The sequence below is a fragment of the Serratia quinivorans genome (assembly GCF_052113645.1).
Taxonomy (GTDB): Bacteria; Pseudomonadota; Gammaproteobacteria; order Enterobacterales; family Enterobacteriaceae; genus Serratia; species Serratia quinivorans_B.
On sequence record NZ_JBIEIU010000007.1, the window covers coordinates 184,884 to 202,136 of the forward strand.

The window sequence follows — 17,253 nt, forward strand, 5'->3', positions numbered from 1 at the left end:
CAATCAATACGTAAAACAGATTTTTTAAAAAAGGTAAACCTTATGTCACTTATTCAAAACCCTATATTGCCTGGATTCAATGCAGACCCTAGTATTATCCGTGTAGAAGATACCTATTATATCGCAAATTCTACATTTGAGTGGTTCCCTGGCGTTCGTCTACATGAGTCAAAAGATCTGGAACACTGGACTCTTCTCCCTAGTCCATTGTCAACAACAGCTCTATTGGATATGAAAGGCAATCCTTCATCAGGTGGGATTTGGGCTCCGGCGCTCTCTTATGCCGATGGAAAGTTTTGGTTGGTTTATACGGATGTAAAAATCACCGAAGGTGCCTTTAAAGACATGACAAACTACCTGACCACAGCAACAGATATCCGTGGTCCATGGACAGATCCCATCAAACTTAATGGCGTCGGTTTTGATGCTTCACTTTTCCATGACGAAGATGGTCGGAAATACTTGGTTCAACAAACCTGGGACCATCGAGAGTACCGCCACCCCTTTAATGGGATTACGTTAACTGAGTTTGATCCGGAAATACTGAAATTAAAACCAGAAACAGCGCGTACCATTTATCGAGGCACTGCCGTTGCACTTGTTGAGGGACCGCATCTGTACAAACTGAACGGATATTATTATCTTTTTGCAGCCCAAGGGGGAACAGTATTTACCCACCAGGAGGTTGTTGCTCGTTCAAAAAGCTTGGACGCCAACAGTTTTGAAACATCACCAGGGGAAGTTTTCTTAACTAACGTAGATACTCTAGACAGCTATATTCAAAAACAGGGTCATGGCAGTTTGGTTTCGACCCCCAAAGGCGAATGGTATTATGCCTCGCTCTGTGCTCGCCCCTGGAATCATGCTGGTGAGTCTGCCTATGATCCTCGTGGTTGGTCAACGCTTGGCAGAGAAACATCTATCCAAAAAGTTTTTTGGGATGAAGCCGGCTGGCCACGTATTGAAGGAGGCCACGGAGGAAAAACCTTTGTTGAAGGGCCAAGAGACGCCATTGATACCCAAAGTGCAAAAGATCATAGTCAGCAAGATGAGTTTACAACTTCAACACTCGATCTCAACTGGAACACACTCCGTGTCCCATTCACAGAAAAAATGGGTACAACAGGTGATGGGAAATTGACTTTAATTGGCCAAGGTTCTTTGGCCAATACCCATGACCTGTCACTTATTGCCCGTCGTTGGCAAGCCTTTTATTTTGATGCTCAAGTAAAAGTAAAATTTAATCCATTTAATTATCAACAAATGGCAGGGTTAACGAATTACTATAATGATCGTCATTGGAGCTTTGTTTTTATTACCTGGAATGAGATTAATGGCGCGGTCATCGAAGTAGGAGAGAGTAATCGTGGGAAATACACCTCATATCTCAAAGATGAAGCAATCAAGATCCCCGCAGATACCGAATATGTCTGGTTTCGCACGAAAGTCAGAAAAGAGAGTTATACCTATGAATATAGCTTTGATGGGGTAAGCTTCGCTGAGATCCCTGTCAAATTAGATGCCGCAATTCTTTCAGACGATTATGTACTACAAAGTTATGGCGGGTTCTTTACCGGGGCATTTATTGGCCTTGCGGTAGTAGACTACTCTGGTTATGCCGCCAGCGCGGAGTTTTATAATTTCAAATATCAGGAACTTGGTGATTTGTTAATCGCAAATGACACTTATAGCTGGGAAGCCAGTGAATCACGATTTAATTAAATATTAAAGCGTAAATCCAGTTAACAAGAGCAACGTCTGGCTTTGATGATGAGGAGGGCGTTGCTCCTGACAAGCGCTGCACACCGAGCGTAAAGGCGGGGTGAAGGAAGCCAGAAGTCTGTTGCGGACAGTCGCCGATGGCCCTGCCCGCCAGGCGTATCAGCTGCAAATCCGGCTGATTGAGCAGGATGCAGGCGAAGCGCCAGCCTATGACCTTGTTTATGGTCCAGGTACAGCATTAACTGATTAACCCCTTGTTGGTGCGATAATTAACGGAATAGGTTATTCACCTCTATCAAGGTTCATATTTGATCATTCTGACCCCGGAGAAACTCCTTACGCCAATTATTTAACTGTACCTCTGCGAAATAAAAAACAAAATCAACTTGTCTGGTGGTGTTATTTATATTCACTCCGGGCAGGGTGGTTATTTTCTGAGAATATAATTAATTAATTTGAGATAGCCATGAAAACTTTAAAGAAAATACTTTTAGCTATGGCAGTTATCGCCGCGCTGTGTCCTGTTTCCGTATTGGCGCAGGAGTTCACTCAGGAACAGATTGACGCCATTGTCGCTAAAGCGGTCGATAAAGCACTGGCCGAACGGCAGGCGAAAATTACCGCCGCAGCCGATAAAAAGGTCGATGTCATTACCGACCCGCAAAACACCGCGACCTCGCCGGATTTAGCGATTCCATTCGGCCTCAAGTTCAGCGGTTACGCCCGTTATGGTGCCCACTTCCAGACCGGCGATCAGAAATATGTCGGCGTCGACGGCTCCTATAACGGCGCCTCGGCGATCGGCCGTCTGGGGAATGAAAGCAACGGCGGCGAATTCCAGATCAGCAAAGCCTTCAAAAGCACAGAAGGGGCCATCTGGGATCTTAACGTCATGTTTGACCACTGGAGCGACGAAGTGAACCTGAAAAAGGCTTACGTCGGCGTCACTAACGTACTTGAATCGAACCCCAATGCCTATATCTGGGCTGGCCGTGACTTCCACCAACGTCCGCAACAGGGGATCAATGACTACTTCTGGATGAACCACGACGGGCAGGGGGCCGGGGTGAAGAACTTTGATATTGGTGGCGTACAGTTTGACGTGGCGGCGGTATCGCAGGTGAAATCCTGTAGCCCGGAAGTGATGGCCGATGAGACTAACCCATCACGCATTACCTGCACCGGCAGCTCCGATACCGGCGATAATGGCCATTACGCGCTGACCACCAAAACTCACAACATCAAGGCTGGGCCAGTTGACGTCGAAGCATACGCCAACTACGGTTTCGACTCGAAAGCGGTGGATAGCGACGAGCGACTCGATGCCTGGCAGGGCGGGCTGGTACTGAGCCATACCAACGACAGCGGAGTGAACAAGGTTATTCTGCGCTATTCCGACAACTCGGATAACAGCGTCTACAACAAAACCGACGACCTGACCACTGTCTACGCCAGCTTCGAGGGCAGCCATAAATTCACCCAGCAGGCGCAGATCGAATATCTGCTGGCCTTCCACGACTACGATAACGGCAAGGATGACACCGACAACCGTAAAAACTACGGTGCCATCGTACGGCCGATGTACTTCTGGAACGACGTGCACTCCACCTGGCTGGAAGCGGGCTATCAGCGCGTGGACTATGATCAGGGCGGGGATAACAAGGGCTGGAAGCTGACGCTGTCGCAGAACATCGCCATTGGCATGGGGCCGGAGTTCCGTCCGATGCTACGCTTCTACGTGACCGGCGGCCAGGTGGATAACCAGCATACCGCCAAAGTGGATGGTACCCGCGACGAGCGGCTGGATTCGTTGAACATCGGCGGCATGTTTGAGGCGTGGTTCTAAGTTAGCTTGATAAACCCCTCGCCTCCTCTAAGGGAGGGGGCGAGAAGATTGACAGGAAATGGCCTTGCGCAAGTTCACAACGCATTTAAATCACCGTACTTTATAGTTTCGCGTCGGCGGCCAGTTCGACAGCCCGGTTTTGATAGATTCTACGGAGGTTCAATGACGATATTGCCCATACCAATACCATTGCCTGACGAACTTGGTGCATCTTTAAGACCGCTACGTGTTGAGGATACGCACGCGTGGTCGGCGTATTTGAGCAAACCTGATGTCACTGAACATACCAGTTGGGGTGACGTCGGGCCGAGTCATCTGGAGAAGCTGATTGCCGAATATGCTGAAGGCAGAGCGGCTCTTCGTTGGGCCATCGTGGACTCGAATGACAGCTTGCTCGGGACGGTGGGATTGAACGAAATATCCCGCGATCACGGTCGGGCCGAAATTGCCTACGATCTTGACCCGCACCACTGCGGCCGAGGCTTGGCGACGGCGGCAGCGAGAGCCGTGACTCAGTGGGCGCACACGGCTCTGGGCCTTCAGCGTGTACAGGCTACGGTTCTGGACAGCAACCTATTGTCGATTGCCGTCCTGGAGCGGGTGGGCATGCAACGCGAAGGCCTGATAAGGCAATACCGTCGAGTACGCGGACAGGCCCGAGATTACTGGATGTACGCGGCTATTCATCGCAAGGAAAAGTGAGGCTGGAGCCTCACGGTTCAAGCTGTTGGCTTTGCTCATCATATCTGCGCTGGCAGCCCTGAATCGCCTCCATATTCCCCATTGTCCAATCAAACAAAATAGAGAACGGCCCTTGTAATGATTGGCCGAGCGGCGTCAGTGAATACTCAACGCCGAGCACCCGCCCATCCAAAACCTTGCGGTTCACCATGCCGTTGCGCTCCAGCTTGCGCAGCGTCTGGGTAAGCACGCGTTGGGTCACGCCATCGAGGCGACGTTTGATCGCATTGAAACGCCGAGGTTCACGCAGCACCTCCAGCACCATCATTGACCATTTGTCCGCGATCTGGTCGAGAATAATTCGGCTCGGGCAGTCGGCACGGTAAATCGGTTCAGTCGTCTCCATCGGTATCCTCCAGCATCCCTGGGATGCTTCAAGTGCGTAATTGACGCCAGGTATGCAAAGTATACCATTCGATCGACGGCGCGAAAATCCAGCACCGATATCCCAGGCAAACAAGGGCATTGATATGACAGATACCGATTACAGCAAACTCAGTGTGTCTCACACGAAGGGCGTCTTGACAGTCACTCTCGATAATCCGCCGGTCAACGTACTGGATGTAGCTCTGATGTCGGAGATCAGTCGTTTACTGCTCGCCGTGCGTGATGATGTGGATACACGCGTACTGGTTTTCCAGAGCGCGGATCCGGAGTTCTTCATTGCGCATGTCGATATGACTTTAATCGATGAGCCGCACGCCTTCGACGAACTGGCGCGTGAAGCACCGGAAGGGCTCAACCCATTCCAGGCATTCGGTGAGCTTCTGCGCAGCCAACCACAGGTCACTATCGTTAAGCTTGCCGGGCTGGTACGGGGAGGCGGCGCAGAATTCGTTGCGGCGGCCGATATGGCTTTTGCCGCCGAAGGGCTGGCAGGGCTGGCCCAATGTGAAGCCTTGATGGGCATTACGCCCGGCGGTGGTGCGACGCAATATCTGACGAATCGAATGACGCGTGGGCGCGCGCTTGAAGTGATCCTGGGTGCCGACCTGATAGACGCCGCGACCGCAGAACGCTATGGGTGGATTAATCGCGCATTGCCAGCGAGTGAACTCGACGGCTTTGTCGAACGTCTGGCGCTCAACATGGCGGCCTTGCCAGAGGGGGTGATCGCGGCGGCTAAACAGGCGATGCCAGGGGCAGATTTACGGGAAGGTTTTTATCGTGAGCATGATGCCTGGGCGGGGCTTTTCCAGCGTCCCGCTGCGGAGATACTTATCCGGGGCGGACTTAAGGCGGGGGCCCAAACCAAGGAAGGGGAGCGCGACCTCGAAGGTCTGCTGCGTAATCTTGGTATTTAAGCCCTAAATCTTGTCCAGCCGGAAATGGATCCAGTTGTTTACAGTCTTGTTCCGGCCAGGGAAGCTCCCACAAGTCGTGCTAACGGCCCGCCCATTGCGACAGCAACGCATGCAGCTGTGCGGGTTCCAGCGGCTTTCGTAATACCAGATAACCTTCCTGCTCGGCTTCTTGCAAAATGGGGGAGTTGAATTCTCCGCTGACCATGGCGCCACTGGTATCGGGCAGGCGTTCGAACAGCGCCTTCAATATATCGAAGCCGCTTTCGCCAGAACGGAGCCGTTGGTCGCACAGCACGGCGAAAGGGGTGAAACCTTCGTCAATGATCGCAAAAGCCTCTTCTGCGCAAGCGGCACAGCGTACCCTGATGCCCCAGGTATTCATCAGGCTTGACCAGGCGGAGGTGACCAGCGGATCATCGTCCACGACCAGGCAGGCGCCGCGTAACGATTTATAGCGGGTAGGCGTTAGGGGGTTGGCATAGGCATTTAGGTTTTCTGGCATGGTAAATTCACCGCTGCTGAGGGCAAAACGCATCCAGAAATGCGATCCTTTGCCTTCCACGGAGCGCATGCCGTATTTCACCTTCATCAATTTGGCGCAGCGGGCCACTACCGCAAGACCTAACCCATGACCGGCGCTGTCGATTTTCCACGCCAGTTCGGGACGATAGTAGGGGGAAAAGATTTTGCTTTTCTCTTCGTCGGCGATGCCAACCCCGGTATCCCAAACTTCGATTAAGCAGGACTCTTTTTGCGGACGGATCGCTATCAAAACGCCGCCTTTTTGGGTGTAACGCAGCGCATTTTGTATCAGATTAATCAATGATTGCCTGATGAGTAATTGATCGCCCATCAGGGCAATGCGTCGCTTGGGTCGCCATGTACGCAAGGATAATGCGCGGCTGTTCGCCTCTTCGCGGAACAGGGTAATCACCGAGTCAAGCAGCGCGCCGATATCGACATGGGGGGTTGCGGTGCTGACGTTCCCGGATTCAATCTTGCTGAGATCGAGCAAAGAATTAAACATCAGGTGCACGGAGCGCACGCTTTGCTGGAGATCCAGCAGTTGGGGGATCAGCGTGACATCGCGGTTTTTGTGGATGATGGCCTCGATAAGAAAGCCCATGGCGTGTACCGGTTGGCGCAAATCATGGCTGGCGGTGGTCAGGAACTGGTTTTTATCGAGCAAGGCTTGCTCCGCTTCTTCTTTGGCCTGCCGAAATTGTTCCGCAAGGCGCGAGCTTTTCTCTTCGAGGCGGGCTTGCTGAATAAAGAAGGCATGCGAGGTTAATGCATGCCGGTAAATGGCGAACCCATAAAGCAAATTGAGCATCAGCACGATCGGCATGACGTCGTCTAACCGCCAGATAATGCCAAGAATAAGTACACCCCAAGAGGCGAAGAAAAAACGTGTAAAGGTGCTTATGACCGGGGTCAGATGGGTTGCATTGGCTGCAACTATGGCCGCGATACTGATGTTTAATAACAGGAAGAAATCGAAACTGTTTTTTTCTGGGGTGATTAAATATAAGGATGAAATACCCAAGCCATGTACGAAAGCGACTTTGTTAATACGCGGTAACCAACGGTTAATTACGGTGCTGGTATTATTTTCTCGGGTCTCATGACGATAGCGGTGATGCCATAGTCTGATGGCCAATGCGCAGAGCAGATATATTACTATCCAGACAATTATTGGGGTGAGTTCTTTCCCCAATAAATAGAGCCAAATGGCGAAAGGAATACCGACAAAGGGCACGGCGGTAAAGCTGAAAACCAACCGCATGAAGGTATTGTCCAGCAGGCGGATCTGTGAAAGTGGGTGGATTTCATCCTTTTGTAATGATTGAAGTAATTTCATTGCGAATGATCCTGCCTGCCATGGAGCAGCGTAATGGCTTCTACTCGGCTAGTTACGCCTAATTTTTTGAGAATATTACCGATGTGTTCTTTGACCGTGGGTTCTGAAATAGAAAGTTGCAAGGCGATTCTTTTATTGGGCAAGCCGCGCATCATCATGGTTAACACTTCTATTTGTCGCGGTGTTAGGTTGAAATTTTGGAGGTGGTTTTTGGCGCTGACTACAGCCAGGACGTTATCCATAGGGAACCAGGTGCCGTTTTCGATCAGAGCCGCGACAGCTTTGGCGAATAATTCGGGGGGCTCATTTTTAAGCACAAAACCATGCCCCCCGGCATCACGCACTTTTTGCCATATTTCATTATTCTCATCACCACTGACCACTAATAACCTAACCTGTGGGTACAATTTTTTAATTTCTTTAAGCATTTTTAATGCTGTGCCATCGGATAACCAAAAGTCGATGACCATTAAACGCGGTGCACCCTTTTCCAGAATATGTCTATAACAATTTTCTTCGTTTGCCATCACGTAGGCATGTTTAAATCGACAATGCGTATTCAGAAAATGGGCAATACCGCTTGCCACCAAAGGATGGTCATCAACGACCAGCGCATAATCCTGCCCCAAAGGTCTCTCCTTTCGCTTAAACGTATCAGATTGGTCTGGTAATTTTTTATTTTCTACCCTCCCTACTTTAGGAGGGTTTTTTCGGTTAGGAAAGGGAAATATATTATTCGGGGATTTGGATAAGGTAAAACATAGAACTATTCAGAGTTTTGATCTGTTTGGTTACAAAGGATAATTTATGAGAAAACCACTTATCGCTTTAACTGTTACGCTTCTGGTAGCCGGCTGCTCAACATTGAAAACCGATCAGGCAATACCTTTGCTGCAGGCAGAAACGGCTAAAATGCTGGGCCTGGGCTCATCGGATGAAATTACCGTGACCAATGTGAATGGCGCCCAACCCGATGCCCTAGGCGGGCAAAAACTTTCTTACCGCGCCACCACGGAGAAAGGACGGATCTTCGACTGCTCCTCGATGATGATGCCTGGCATTTTAGGCTCGGCCCCTTCGCTAAGCACCCCAAGCTGCACACCGGTCGTCACGCATAAATAATTCATCTAATGCTCGAAGCGGGGGCGGTTAATCAGGGTAGACCTGCAGTTCCCATAAGTTTGGCATCGAGGCGTTAGCGCTGGGGGGCGATAAGCTCGTGCCTCGATGACAATCAGCCCATGTTCTCGCAAAACGCACCACATATCCTCTAATGCATTGAGTTTTTCATATAAATAATAACGTAGATGGCATCAAGATAATTGGGCCGGAGAGAAAACATGAAAGATAAAACATCGCATGATTTAGCGGTAAGAAAACCGCTTTCCAAAGTTTACCTTGCACTCTTTTCCGCGCCATTGATATTGATAGGCCCTGCTGATATGGCACGTGCTGATGATGCTATTTTTGATGGTGAATCACATATTACTGAATCTTTAGCCTACACCGGGAATGTTTATGTCGGCCGTAATCAAAGCGGAAATCTCTTGATCGATAATGGTGAAATCAACGCCTATAACATTAATATCGGCAGCCGCTCTGATGGTCAAATATACCAAAGTTCGGTTAGGGTCCGAGGACCGAACGCGGTATTAAACGCGATCAACGACTCATCCGTCATGCATGGCAGTTTAAATCTGGGCCTGGCAACATTGTGGGTGGAAGAAGGCGGCCTGGTTACTGCGGAGGAAATTATTGTCGGTACCACTGGGGGTTACGATAGCCACCTTAATGTCAAAGGTGCCGGCTCGAGGGTGATCAGTGAAAATCTCGGACTTGGCTTCGGGCAAGGCGCCCGTTCCACTTTGCTGATTGAAGATGGCGGGATAGTGACCACCACTGCCGCCGCCAGAATCGACAGCGGTTTCCGTCCTGATGAGGCGGACAAGCTAAACCCCAAAGCCACGGTGACCGGCAATAATTCTCGCTGGGATATTACCCAATCACTCACCGCCAACGGGGATGTGGACGTGTTGAACGGTGGGGCGATCAACGTCGGCAGCGCGCAGATTGCCGGGGTGTCGGGCTCAAGGAAAACCGCAGAGCTTTACATCGCCGGCCAGGGTTCTCGCTTTACCAGTGCGAGCAACGTCAGCGTGGGGGACTATGGCAACGGGGTACTGTCGGTTGTCGATGGCGGTTTATTCTCCGCCGGCAATAACCAATTGCAACTGGGAGACACCGGCTCCGGTTCTAACCGAGGCGCGTTAATCATCGGTAGCCGCGGCAACATGGATACCGGTACCGGTTTGACCGAACCTACGCTCGGCGCAGCAGGTGGTGCGGGTACTGTTGATGTCCAGACGGTGGTTAATTTGCGGGGTGGCCTGTTCGGCAGCTACGTATATTTTAATCATAATTCAGATAACTACGACTTCCGCAACAAGATGGTAGGTGAAGGCGAAGTCATCAACACGGCCGGGCAGACGACCTTGAGCGGTGACCTCACTCAACTCCAGGCGAATGTGACCGCGCGCGGCGGGAAAATCACTATTGCCAGCGATATCAATACGCAGCCGGAAGACAGCCCTTTCGACGTGCAGACGTTGAGCGCCGAAAATGGCGGTACGCTGATCCTTAATGCGACAGCCGGTTCCGACGTCAGTAATGGTCTGGGTTACAGCAGCGCCGCGTCGATAAAGTCTGGCGGTACGTTGGGCGGTAACGGTACCTTAGGCCAGACCGAGATCCAGTCAGGGGGCCACATTTCGCCTGGTGACGGTAATATTGGCACCCTGACGCTGAAACGCTATCTGAATTTCCTGGGGGAATCTTTCTACGACGTTGATATCGCCGGAGATGGCGGCAGCGATAAATTGGTCGTCGCAGGTAAAACCACCATCAGCGATCGGGCCAAGGTACAGGTGACCGCACTGGATCCGCAAACCAGCTATCAAACCGGCCAAAGTTACCGCATTTTGACCTCGGATGGGGGGATCGACGGCCGTTTTGCGCAAGCTGTCTCAAAATCTGCATTTTTGGACGTTGCCCTCAACCACAGTGCTAATGCCGTGGATCTGACGATTGCGCAAAAAGGTGGCGAAGGTGGCAACCCAGGCGAAGGTGGCAACCCTGGTGAAGGTGGCAACCCAGGTGAAGGTGGCAACCCAGGTGAAGGCAGCAACCCAGGTGAAGGCAGCAACCCAGGCGAGGGCAGCAAGCCCGGTATTTTCCAAACGGTTACGCAAACCAGTAATCAGTGGAATACCGCCGGTGCGCTCTCGACATTGGCGCAGAGCGGCCCTTCATTGGCCTTGTACAACTCCTTGCTGTTGTTGAGTGCACCGGAATCGCGTGATGCGTTCAATCAACTGTCTGGTGAAGTCTATCCGTCCATACAATCTAACCTGATCGCAGGCAGTAACATGCTGCTTGATGTTTTGAATCAACGCATGCTGCGCGTATTTGATAATGATGCATTGCCGGTTCCACCGTTAGCGATGACGTTGGTTCAGCCTGCTCAGGCTGAAAATAACGGCATTTGGGGCCAGACGTTCGGTTCTTGGGTGAGAAACAGCGGCAACGACAACGTTGGAAAACTGGACGGCAACACCAGTGGCTTCCTGTTGGGGGCCGATCGTAAACTCGCTGATCACAGCATCCGCATTGGGGGATATATGGGTTATAGCCGTGGCGACTATGATGTCGATAGCCGTCGTTCCAGTGCCGACAGCGATAATTACCACCTGGGTCTGTACGCCGCAGGGCAGCAGAATGCTTTCTCCCTGCGCGGTGCGTTGGGCTACAGCTGGCACCGGCTCGAAAATGAGCGCGACGTTAATTTTGGCAATTACTCGGATCGTCTCAAGTCCAACTATGACGCAGACTCACTGTTGGCGTTCACCGAAGCGGGTTACCGCTTTGGGCAGTTGGAGGCGAATATCGAGCCGTTCATCAATCTGAGCTATATCCGTCTGCATACGGATAACTTCCAGGAGAAAGGCGGTGCCGCAGCACTTAGCGTTCGTAATGAAACGATGAATACATTCTATTCAACGCTGGGTGTGCGGGGTTCTACTGAGTTGCCGAAAAACGTCAGCCTTTACGGTTCATTAGGTTGGCAGCATGCTTACGGTGATAAAACCACATCATCGCGCATGGCATTTGCCGGTAGCGATGCCTTTATCACCCAGGGGCAGGCTGTTGATGACAATCTGCTGGTGGCGGATGTCGGTGTGAGCGTGAAACTGTCGCGTTCCACTTCGCTGGATCTCGGTTATCAGGGGCAATACGGTTCTGATACTCAGGTTAATTCAGTCAATGCCAATATCAGATGGTCATTCTGATCCACTGGGGATAAAGATCCGTAATACTGAGATATCGTTGGGCAACATAAGGTTTTGCCTGGCTGTCTGACGATATCTCTGTTCCCGGGCGCGTTCAGTCCGTATCGAGACTTTGGCTGATGTCTGGCGCTAGTGAAGCGGGCAGGCGAATATCTTCGCAAGAAGAGTGCTCAATCAGCTTAAACAGCGTGGCCCGTTCATCACCGGTCAAATCCCGCCATTCACCCAGCGGCAACCCGGTTAAATCGACGTTCATGATACGTACACGCTCAAGCCTGGTGACTTCATAACCAAAATATTTGCTCATGCGGCGGATCTGGCGGTTAAGCCCCTGAACCAGGATGATGCGAAACACCTGTGGCGCGGTTTTCTCCACCCGGCATGGTTGAGTCACCGTATCCAGTATCGGCACGCCCGCGCTCATGCCCTGAATAAACGCGTCGGTTACCGGTTTATCGACGGTAACCAGATACTCTTTTTCATGGTTATTGCCGGCACGCAGGATCTTATTGACCAGTTCGCCGTGATTGGTCAGGAAAATCAGCCCCTGAGAATCTTTGTCCAGACGGCCGACAGGGAAGGTGCGCTTGCTGTGATTGACGAAATCACCGATGTTATTTTGCACGTGCTTTCCCATGCTGGTGATGACGCCAACCGGCTTGTTCAGTGCGATTAGCACCAAATCTTGCGCATCACGTGGCTCTATCCGCTGGCCGTTAACGTGCACTGCATCCCCGACAAATACCTGAGCGCCCACGGCGGCTAACTGGCCATTGATGAAAACGTTGCCCTGTTTGATATGGCGATCGGCACTGCGGCGAGAACAGATGCCGCTGTCGCTAATGTATTTGTTCAGACGAATGGATGAGTGAGTCAGCATGGTTTCCCCGTAAAACGCGGACTATACAGTAACCCGCGGGACGCAGCGACTGAGCAAGACGTTTGAACGGCGAAAGCTATATTCAAGGTCTTACTCACCCACCTTTACCACCCGGGTATTCAGCGGCGTGAGTGTTTGCCCGGCGCTGCCGGTTGGCGTCATACGCGGGATCGGTTGGCCGCTGTCGCTTTCGACTAACGTTGAATGCACCTCTTGCTCGGCGAACAGATGGTCTTCTCCCCATTGGCGCAAGCCGACAATCACCGGAAACAGGGCGCGACCCTTGTCGGTGAGAATATATTCCTGATAGGCGCTGCCGTCCGAGGCGGGCGCAATCTCCAGAATATCGTGCGCCACCAGGGTACGCAGACGGGTAGAAAGGATATTTTTCGCCATCCCCAGGCCCTTTTGGAATTCACTGAAGCGGCGCACCCCGTCGAAGGCATCGCGCACAATCAACAGTGACCACCAGTCGCCAATCACATCCAGCGTACGGGCCACCGGGCACTGGGCGTCTTCCAAACTTTTACGTTTCATGGCTGCTCCTCCTGCAACGAGATCTGGTTGCATTATAAAACCCTCACGCGTAAAGTTCATTGGGTTTAATAATGAAACCACATTGGGGCGAACGATGAGTGACAAAATACTGGATCCGATCTGTGTATCGCAGGCTGGGGCGCGGAGTCGGCTGCCGGCTTCGCTGGTGTTGTTGCTGGCTGGGGCCAGCGCCTTTAGCGTGGCAAATGTCTATTACGCCCAGCCGTTGCTGGATGCCATCGCCCAGGAATTTGCTATCAGCGTGGCGTCGGTGGGTATGGTGATCACCGCCACCCAGCTTGGTTGCGCGTTGGCGCTGTTATTGGTAGTACCGCTGGGGGATCGCATTAATCGCCACCGGCTGTTAGCGGTACAGCAACTGTTGTTGATTGCCGCATTGTGCATGGTCGGTTGGGCAAACAGTAGCCTGCTTATGCTGATCGGCATGTTGCTGGTGGGGTTACTGGGCACGGCTATGACTCAGGGGCTGATCGCCTTTGCCGCTACACTGGCGGCACCGCATGAACGCGGGCGGGTGGTGGGCGCGGCACAAGGCGGGGTCGTGTTGGGCCTGCTGTTGGCGCGCACCCTGTCCGGTGCGCTGGCCGACGTGGGAGGCTGGCGCACGGTGTATTTTTTCTCCGCCGGTGTGACGCTGGTTTTACTGCCGATTCTGGCGCGCTTGTTGCCCGCGCCCAGCACGCCGCCTTCAACGCTCAGTTATCCCGCCTTGCTGCGTTCAATGTTGACGCTGTTACTGCGCGATCGCACGCTGCAAATCCGTGGCATGCTGGCGTTGCTGATGTTTGCGGCGTTCAGCATCTTCTGGAGTGCCTTGGTGCTGCCGCTCAGCCAGGCACCGTTCAATTTTTCGCATTCGGTGATTGGCGCCTTTGGTCTGGTGGGGGCGGTTGGCGCGCTGGCGGCGGTACGGGCAGGCCACCTGGCAGACCGTGGTTTAGCGCAGTGGGCGAGCGGTATCTGCCTGCTGTTGTTAGTGCTGGCCTGGCTGCCGCTCGGCATGCTGAGTTATGGCCTGGGATGGCTGATTATCGGCATTGTGTTGCTCGATCTGGCCGGTCAGGCCATTCATGTGCTGAATCAGAGCCTGATCTTCAGCGCCCATCCACAGGCACACAGCCGGTTGGTGGGGGGGTATATGTTGTTTTACGCCATAGGCAGCGGGCTGGGCGCTTTTGCCAGCACTCACGTATTCGCCCTGGCGGGCTGGCATGGCGTGTGCTGGTTGGGGGCGGGCGTCAGTTTGATCGCCTTATTGTTCTGGGGGCTGACGCTGCGTGCGATGCCGGCTGCATTGGAATAATGAAAGCCGGCAACCTTGCCAGATGCGGCGCATTCGTCATTTAGGCGAGTGCAGCAGGTAATATTCTTCACCGCCGTCATTGCCGGTGGTGATGGTCCGCCAGCCGTGCTTGTGATAGAACGCCAGCGCTTTCTCATTCTTCACCAGGCATTTCAGCGAGCCGGTGGCGGTAAAGCTGTTCTCCGCTGCCTGCAACAGGGCGCTGCCGACGCCGAGCGGCGGCAGATGCGGATCGACATACAGGTTGTGAATAAAGTTGTCCTGGCGATAAATCGACACAAACCCCAGCCGTTTTCCCTGATCTTCCGCCACCCAGATGTCTTCGCCCAGCGTTGAACGATCGAAATCTTCCAGCCGATAATCTTCGGTGTCGCGCCATGGAAACGCCGCTTTGCGCGCAGCCAAATACAGGGTGCGCAGGAAGGGGCGATCGGCCTCTTGGTATTTTCTTATCTGCATGGCATCTCCTTTTTATTTTTTGACACTATAGCGCGATTGACCTCACCGACGGCAACCCCAATAATGGCCGTCTTGACTCGGGGTGCCCTGCGCAATACGCGGCGGCTGAGATTTTACCCGTATTCAAGCTAATTTTTAGCAATAATCTATAGGTTATGAAAACCCTGTTAGAGATGCAAAACACAGCGAACTAACCCATTCTGGTGGAACAGTAGGAATTCGACTAGCCTATATCGCTCCTCCATTTGCCACAAAATAAGAATTCCATGGTAATAAAGCAGAGTTAACGAAATACAGCGTATCTCTGCAACAACCGTAATCCTGGTCAGAAGAAATATGTTTTGCACCGTTCCTGACGAAGAGTGACTACCTGCTTTGTTTGATCGACGACCCAGCGCTTCGCAGCGGCACTGTGCTTCAAACAATCCCTTCGCCCCACCATTTTCACCCCCGATACTGCTCTGCCACTGGCGACGCCTTAGTCGATCAGGCAGCGGCGTATGGAGGGATATGATTTAAAGATCAATACGTAACGAAATAGCCGAGGTGTGCTATTCAATTGGCATAATAATAAAAATAGTTTTGTGATCCAAAAAAAGACTTTGGTTGTATATATGCACTCGAAATCAGTTGAGCTGTAATTAACGCCGTGGATAATACGCATCAACAGAGAAGGGATGCCTTAAGTAATACGGTCCTGGTTTATAGGTGGGGAACGAAAATATCTTCGTGACTTGCCTATTAAATGAAGGGTTTAAATTACTGTATTTCTATCTGTAAAGATATTGCCAATCAACATTAATCATGGAAAAGCCGGGTGAATGATCATCAGTTTAATACGGTGGTTGGGGATATTTTTCTCATTTACAGGCGACCATTTAATTATCAAGGAATATTGTCATGAAAAAGAATCTTATTGCTGCTGCTATCGCTACCGCTTCTATCCTGTCTGCTGCTTCTGCATTTGCAGCTGATGGCCAGGTTAACTTCAACGGCGAAATCATTGATGCCGCCTGTACCGTTGTTAACGATATGAGCAACCCGCTGACCGTCACTCTGGGCCAGGTTTCTAAAACTTCGTTCAAACAAGCGGGCGATACGGCTGCTGCTACCAGCTTCACTTTACAGTTGAAAGACTGCCCAACAACCGTAACCAAAGCTTCCGTCAAGTTCGACGGTACTGCAGCAAACGGTGATAACAAAGTTCTGGCGTTGACCCAGGAAACTGGCGTTGCAACCGGCGTTGGCATCCAACTGACCGATTCTTCTCAGTCTGTACTGCCGTTGTATACCGCTTCGGCGTCTTACCCACTGGTTTCTACCGGTGTTAACAACCTGGACTTCGTAGCGCGTTATGTCTCCAACGCTGCCACCGTAACTGCAGGCCCGGCAAACTCCGTAGCTAGCTTCACCGTTATCTACAACTAAGATTTTGCCTGCTGTTGTTACAGGGCGTTGAAATCCCGGGTCGGCGCCATTATGCGCCGGCCCGTTCTTCTTAATCTTATGTGGAATTGAAAAATGAAATTTGTACCCAGCATGTTAGCCGCCGCCCTGATCTTTACCGCGAGTGTTGCGCAGGCAGGTGTGGTGGTGGGCGGAACCCGAATGATTTATGACGGTAGTAAAAAGGAGTCTTCACTGAGCGTCAGTAATCCGGACAAAGTGCCTTATTTGATCCAATCCTGGGTTGATACGACCGGTGGTGGCGCTGAGAAAGCCCCCTTTATGATCACGCCACCGCTGTTTCGTCTTGATGGCGGGCAGAACAACGTACTGCGCGTGGTGCGGGCAGGCGGCAACCTTTCCAACAGCCAGGAAACGCTCTATTGGCTGAACATCAAATCTATCCCGTCGGGCAGCAAGGAGGAGGGGAAAAATACCCTGCAGGTGGCGGTAAAAACGCGTATCAAGCTGATTTTCCGTCCGCAGGGCCTGAAAGGGGTACCGGAAGAGGTGACCAAAAACCTGAAGTGGCAACGTAGCGGCAGCCAACTGCAGGTCACCAACCCAACGCCGTTCTATATGAACTTCCAGCAGGTCACCGTGGGCGGTAAAGAAGTCAAGGAAGCCACCTATGTAGCACCGATGAGCAGCGCCAGTTTTGCCCTTCCGGCAGGAGCAGCCGGTGGCAGCGTGCAGTGGAAGATTATCAGTGATTACGGCGGCATCGGTGAATTGCATACCGGCGCGATGTAAGCCGATTTTACACCAGAGAACTTCAGCCTCACAG

Annotated in this window: 15 protein-coding genes and 1 pseudogene; 10 read left to right on the forward strand and 6 right to left on the reverse strand. The window is 51.9% G+C overall.

What is annotated here, in order from left to right:
• Positions 1-42 precede the first annotated feature (42 nt).
• From ACGS9J_RS14850 to ACGS9J_RS14865, 4 genes and pseudogenes are all read left to right on the forward strand, one after another.
• Positions 43-1,722, forward strand: a complete 1,680-nt coding sequence (locus tag ACGS9J_RS14850; RefSeq protein WP_442231633.1) for a glycoside hydrolase family 43 protein — start codon at positions 43-45, stop codon at positions 1,720-1,722.
• Positions 1,723-1,792: 70 nt separating this feature from the next.
• Positions 1,793-1,958: pseudogene (locus tag ACGS9J_RS14855) on the forward strand (PTS N,N'-diacetylchitobiose transporter subunit IIA); the annotation flags it as partial.
• 230 nt (positions 1,959-2,188) lie between these two features.
• Positions 2,189-3,568, forward strand: coding sequence for a carbohydrate porin (locus tag ACGS9J_RS14860; RefSeq protein ID WP_442231634.1), 1,380 nt, complete (start codon positions 2,189-2,191; stop codon positions 3,566-3,568).
• Between the two features lie 162 nt (positions 3,569-3,730).
• A complete protein-coding gene (locus ACGS9J_RS14865; protein WP_442231635.1) occupies positions 3,731-4,270 on the forward strand; it encodes a GNAT family N-acetyltransferase in 540 nt (179 codons plus the stop codon).
• 10 nt (positions 4,271-4,280) lie between these two features.
• On the opposite strand, the gene ACGS9J_RS14870 is transcribed toward ACGS9J_RS14865, so the two are convergent.
• Positions 4,281-4,655 carry a winged helix-turn-helix transcriptional regulator gene (locus ACGS9J_RS14870; RefSeq protein ID WP_442231636.1) on the reverse strand — a complete coding sequence of 125 codons (375 nt, stop codon included), beginning with the start codon at positions 4,653-4,655 and terminating at the stop codon, positions 4,281-4,283.
• Between the two features lie 124 nt (positions 4,656-4,779).
• On the opposite strand from ACGS9J_RS14870, the gene ACGS9J_RS14875 reads away from it, so the two are divergent.
• Positions 4,780-5,613: an enoyl-CoA hydratase/isomerase family protein gene (locus tag ACGS9J_RS14875; RefSeq protein ID WP_442231637.1), complete on the forward strand. Its 834-nt coding sequence runs from the start codon at positions 4,780-4,782 to the stop codon at positions 5,611-5,613.
• Positions 5,614-5,692: 79 nt separating this feature from the next.
• On the opposite strand, the gene ACGS9J_RS14880 is transcribed toward ACGS9J_RS14875, so the two are convergent.
• The gene (locus tag ACGS9J_RS14880; protein ID WP_442231638.1) at positions 5,693-7,474 is read right to left on the reverse strand and encodes an ATP-binding protein; all 1,782 of its coding nucleotides are present in this window, start codon (positions 7,472-7,474) and stop codon (positions 5,693-5,695) included.
• Complete coding sequence (locus ACGS9J_RS14885) at positions 7,471-8,103, reverse strand: LuxR C-terminal-related transcriptional regulator (RefSeq protein ID WP_442231639.1); 633 nt, start codon at positions 8,101-8,103, stop codon at positions 7,471-7,473. The genes ACGS9J_RS14880 and ACGS9J_RS14885 overlap by 4 nt, the downstream gene beginning before the upstream one ends.
• 178 nt (positions 8,104-8,281) lie before the next feature.
• Between ACGS9J_RS14885 and ACGS9J_RS14890 the strand changes: the two genes are divergently transcribed.
• Positions 8,282-8,596, forward strand: a complete 315-nt coding sequence (locus tag ACGS9J_RS14890; protein WP_041414827.1) for a lipoprotein — start codon at positions 8,282-8,284, stop codon at positions 8,594-8,596.
• A gap of 218 nt (positions 8,597-8,814) precedes the next feature.
• Positions 8,815-11,820 (forward strand): autotransporter outer membrane beta-barrel domain-containing protein, encoded by a 3,006-nt coding sequence (locus ACGS9J_RS14895; protein WP_442231640.1) that lies wholly within the window; start codon positions 8,815-8,817, stop codon positions 11,818-11,820.
• 94 nt (positions 11,821-11,914) lie between these two features.
• On the opposite strand, the gene rluF is transcribed toward ACGS9J_RS14895, so the two are convergent.
• Entirely contained in the window at positions 11,915-12,700 is a 786-nt protein-coding gene (gene rluF, locus ACGS9J_RS14900; protein WP_442231641.1) for a 23S rRNA pseudouridine(2604) synthase RluF, read from the reverse strand.
• A gap of 90 nt (positions 12,701-12,790) precedes the next feature.
• The gene (locus tag ACGS9J_RS14905; RefSeq protein WP_442231642.1) at positions 12,791-13,237 is read right to left on the reverse strand and encodes a winged helix-turn-helix transcriptional regulator; all 447 of its coding nucleotides are present in this window, start codon (positions 13,235-13,237) and stop codon (positions 12,791-12,793) included.
• A gap of 94 nt (positions 13,238-13,331) precedes the next feature.
• On the opposite strand from ACGS9J_RS14905, the gene ACGS9J_RS14910 reads away from it, so the two are divergent.
• Positions 13,332-14,561: an MFS transporter gene (locus ACGS9J_RS14910; protein WP_442231643.1), complete on the forward strand. Its 1,230-nt coding sequence runs from the start codon at positions 13,332-13,334 to the stop codon at positions 14,559-14,561.
• 36 nt (positions 14,562-14,597) lie between these two features.
• On the opposite strand, the gene ACGS9J_RS14915 is transcribed toward ACGS9J_RS14910, so the two are convergent.
• The gene (locus ACGS9J_RS14915; protein WP_442231644.1) at positions 14,598-15,020 is read right to left on the reverse strand and encodes a GNAT family N-acetyltransferase; all 423 of its coding nucleotides are present in this window, start codon (positions 15,018-15,020) and stop codon (positions 14,598-14,600) included.
• Between the two features lie 900 nt (positions 15,021-15,920).
• Here ACGS9J_RS14915 and ACGS9J_RS14920 point away from each other — a divergent pair.
• Both ACGS9J_RS14920 and ACGS9J_RS14925 read left to right on the forward strand, forming a co-directional pair.
• On the forward strand, positions 15,921-16,448 hold the full coding sequence (locus ACGS9J_RS14920) for a fimbrial protein (RefSeq protein ID WP_442231645.1): 528 nt from the start codon (positions 15,921-15,923) through the stop codon (positions 16,446-16,448).
• Positions 16,449-16,541: 93 nt separating this feature from the next.
• Positions 16,542-17,219, forward strand: a complete 678-nt coding sequence (locus ACGS9J_RS14925; protein WP_442231646.1) for a fimbrial biogenesis chaperone — start codon at positions 16,542-16,544, stop codon at positions 17,217-17,219.
• The last annotated feature ends 34 nt before the right edge of the window (positions 17,220-17,253 follow it).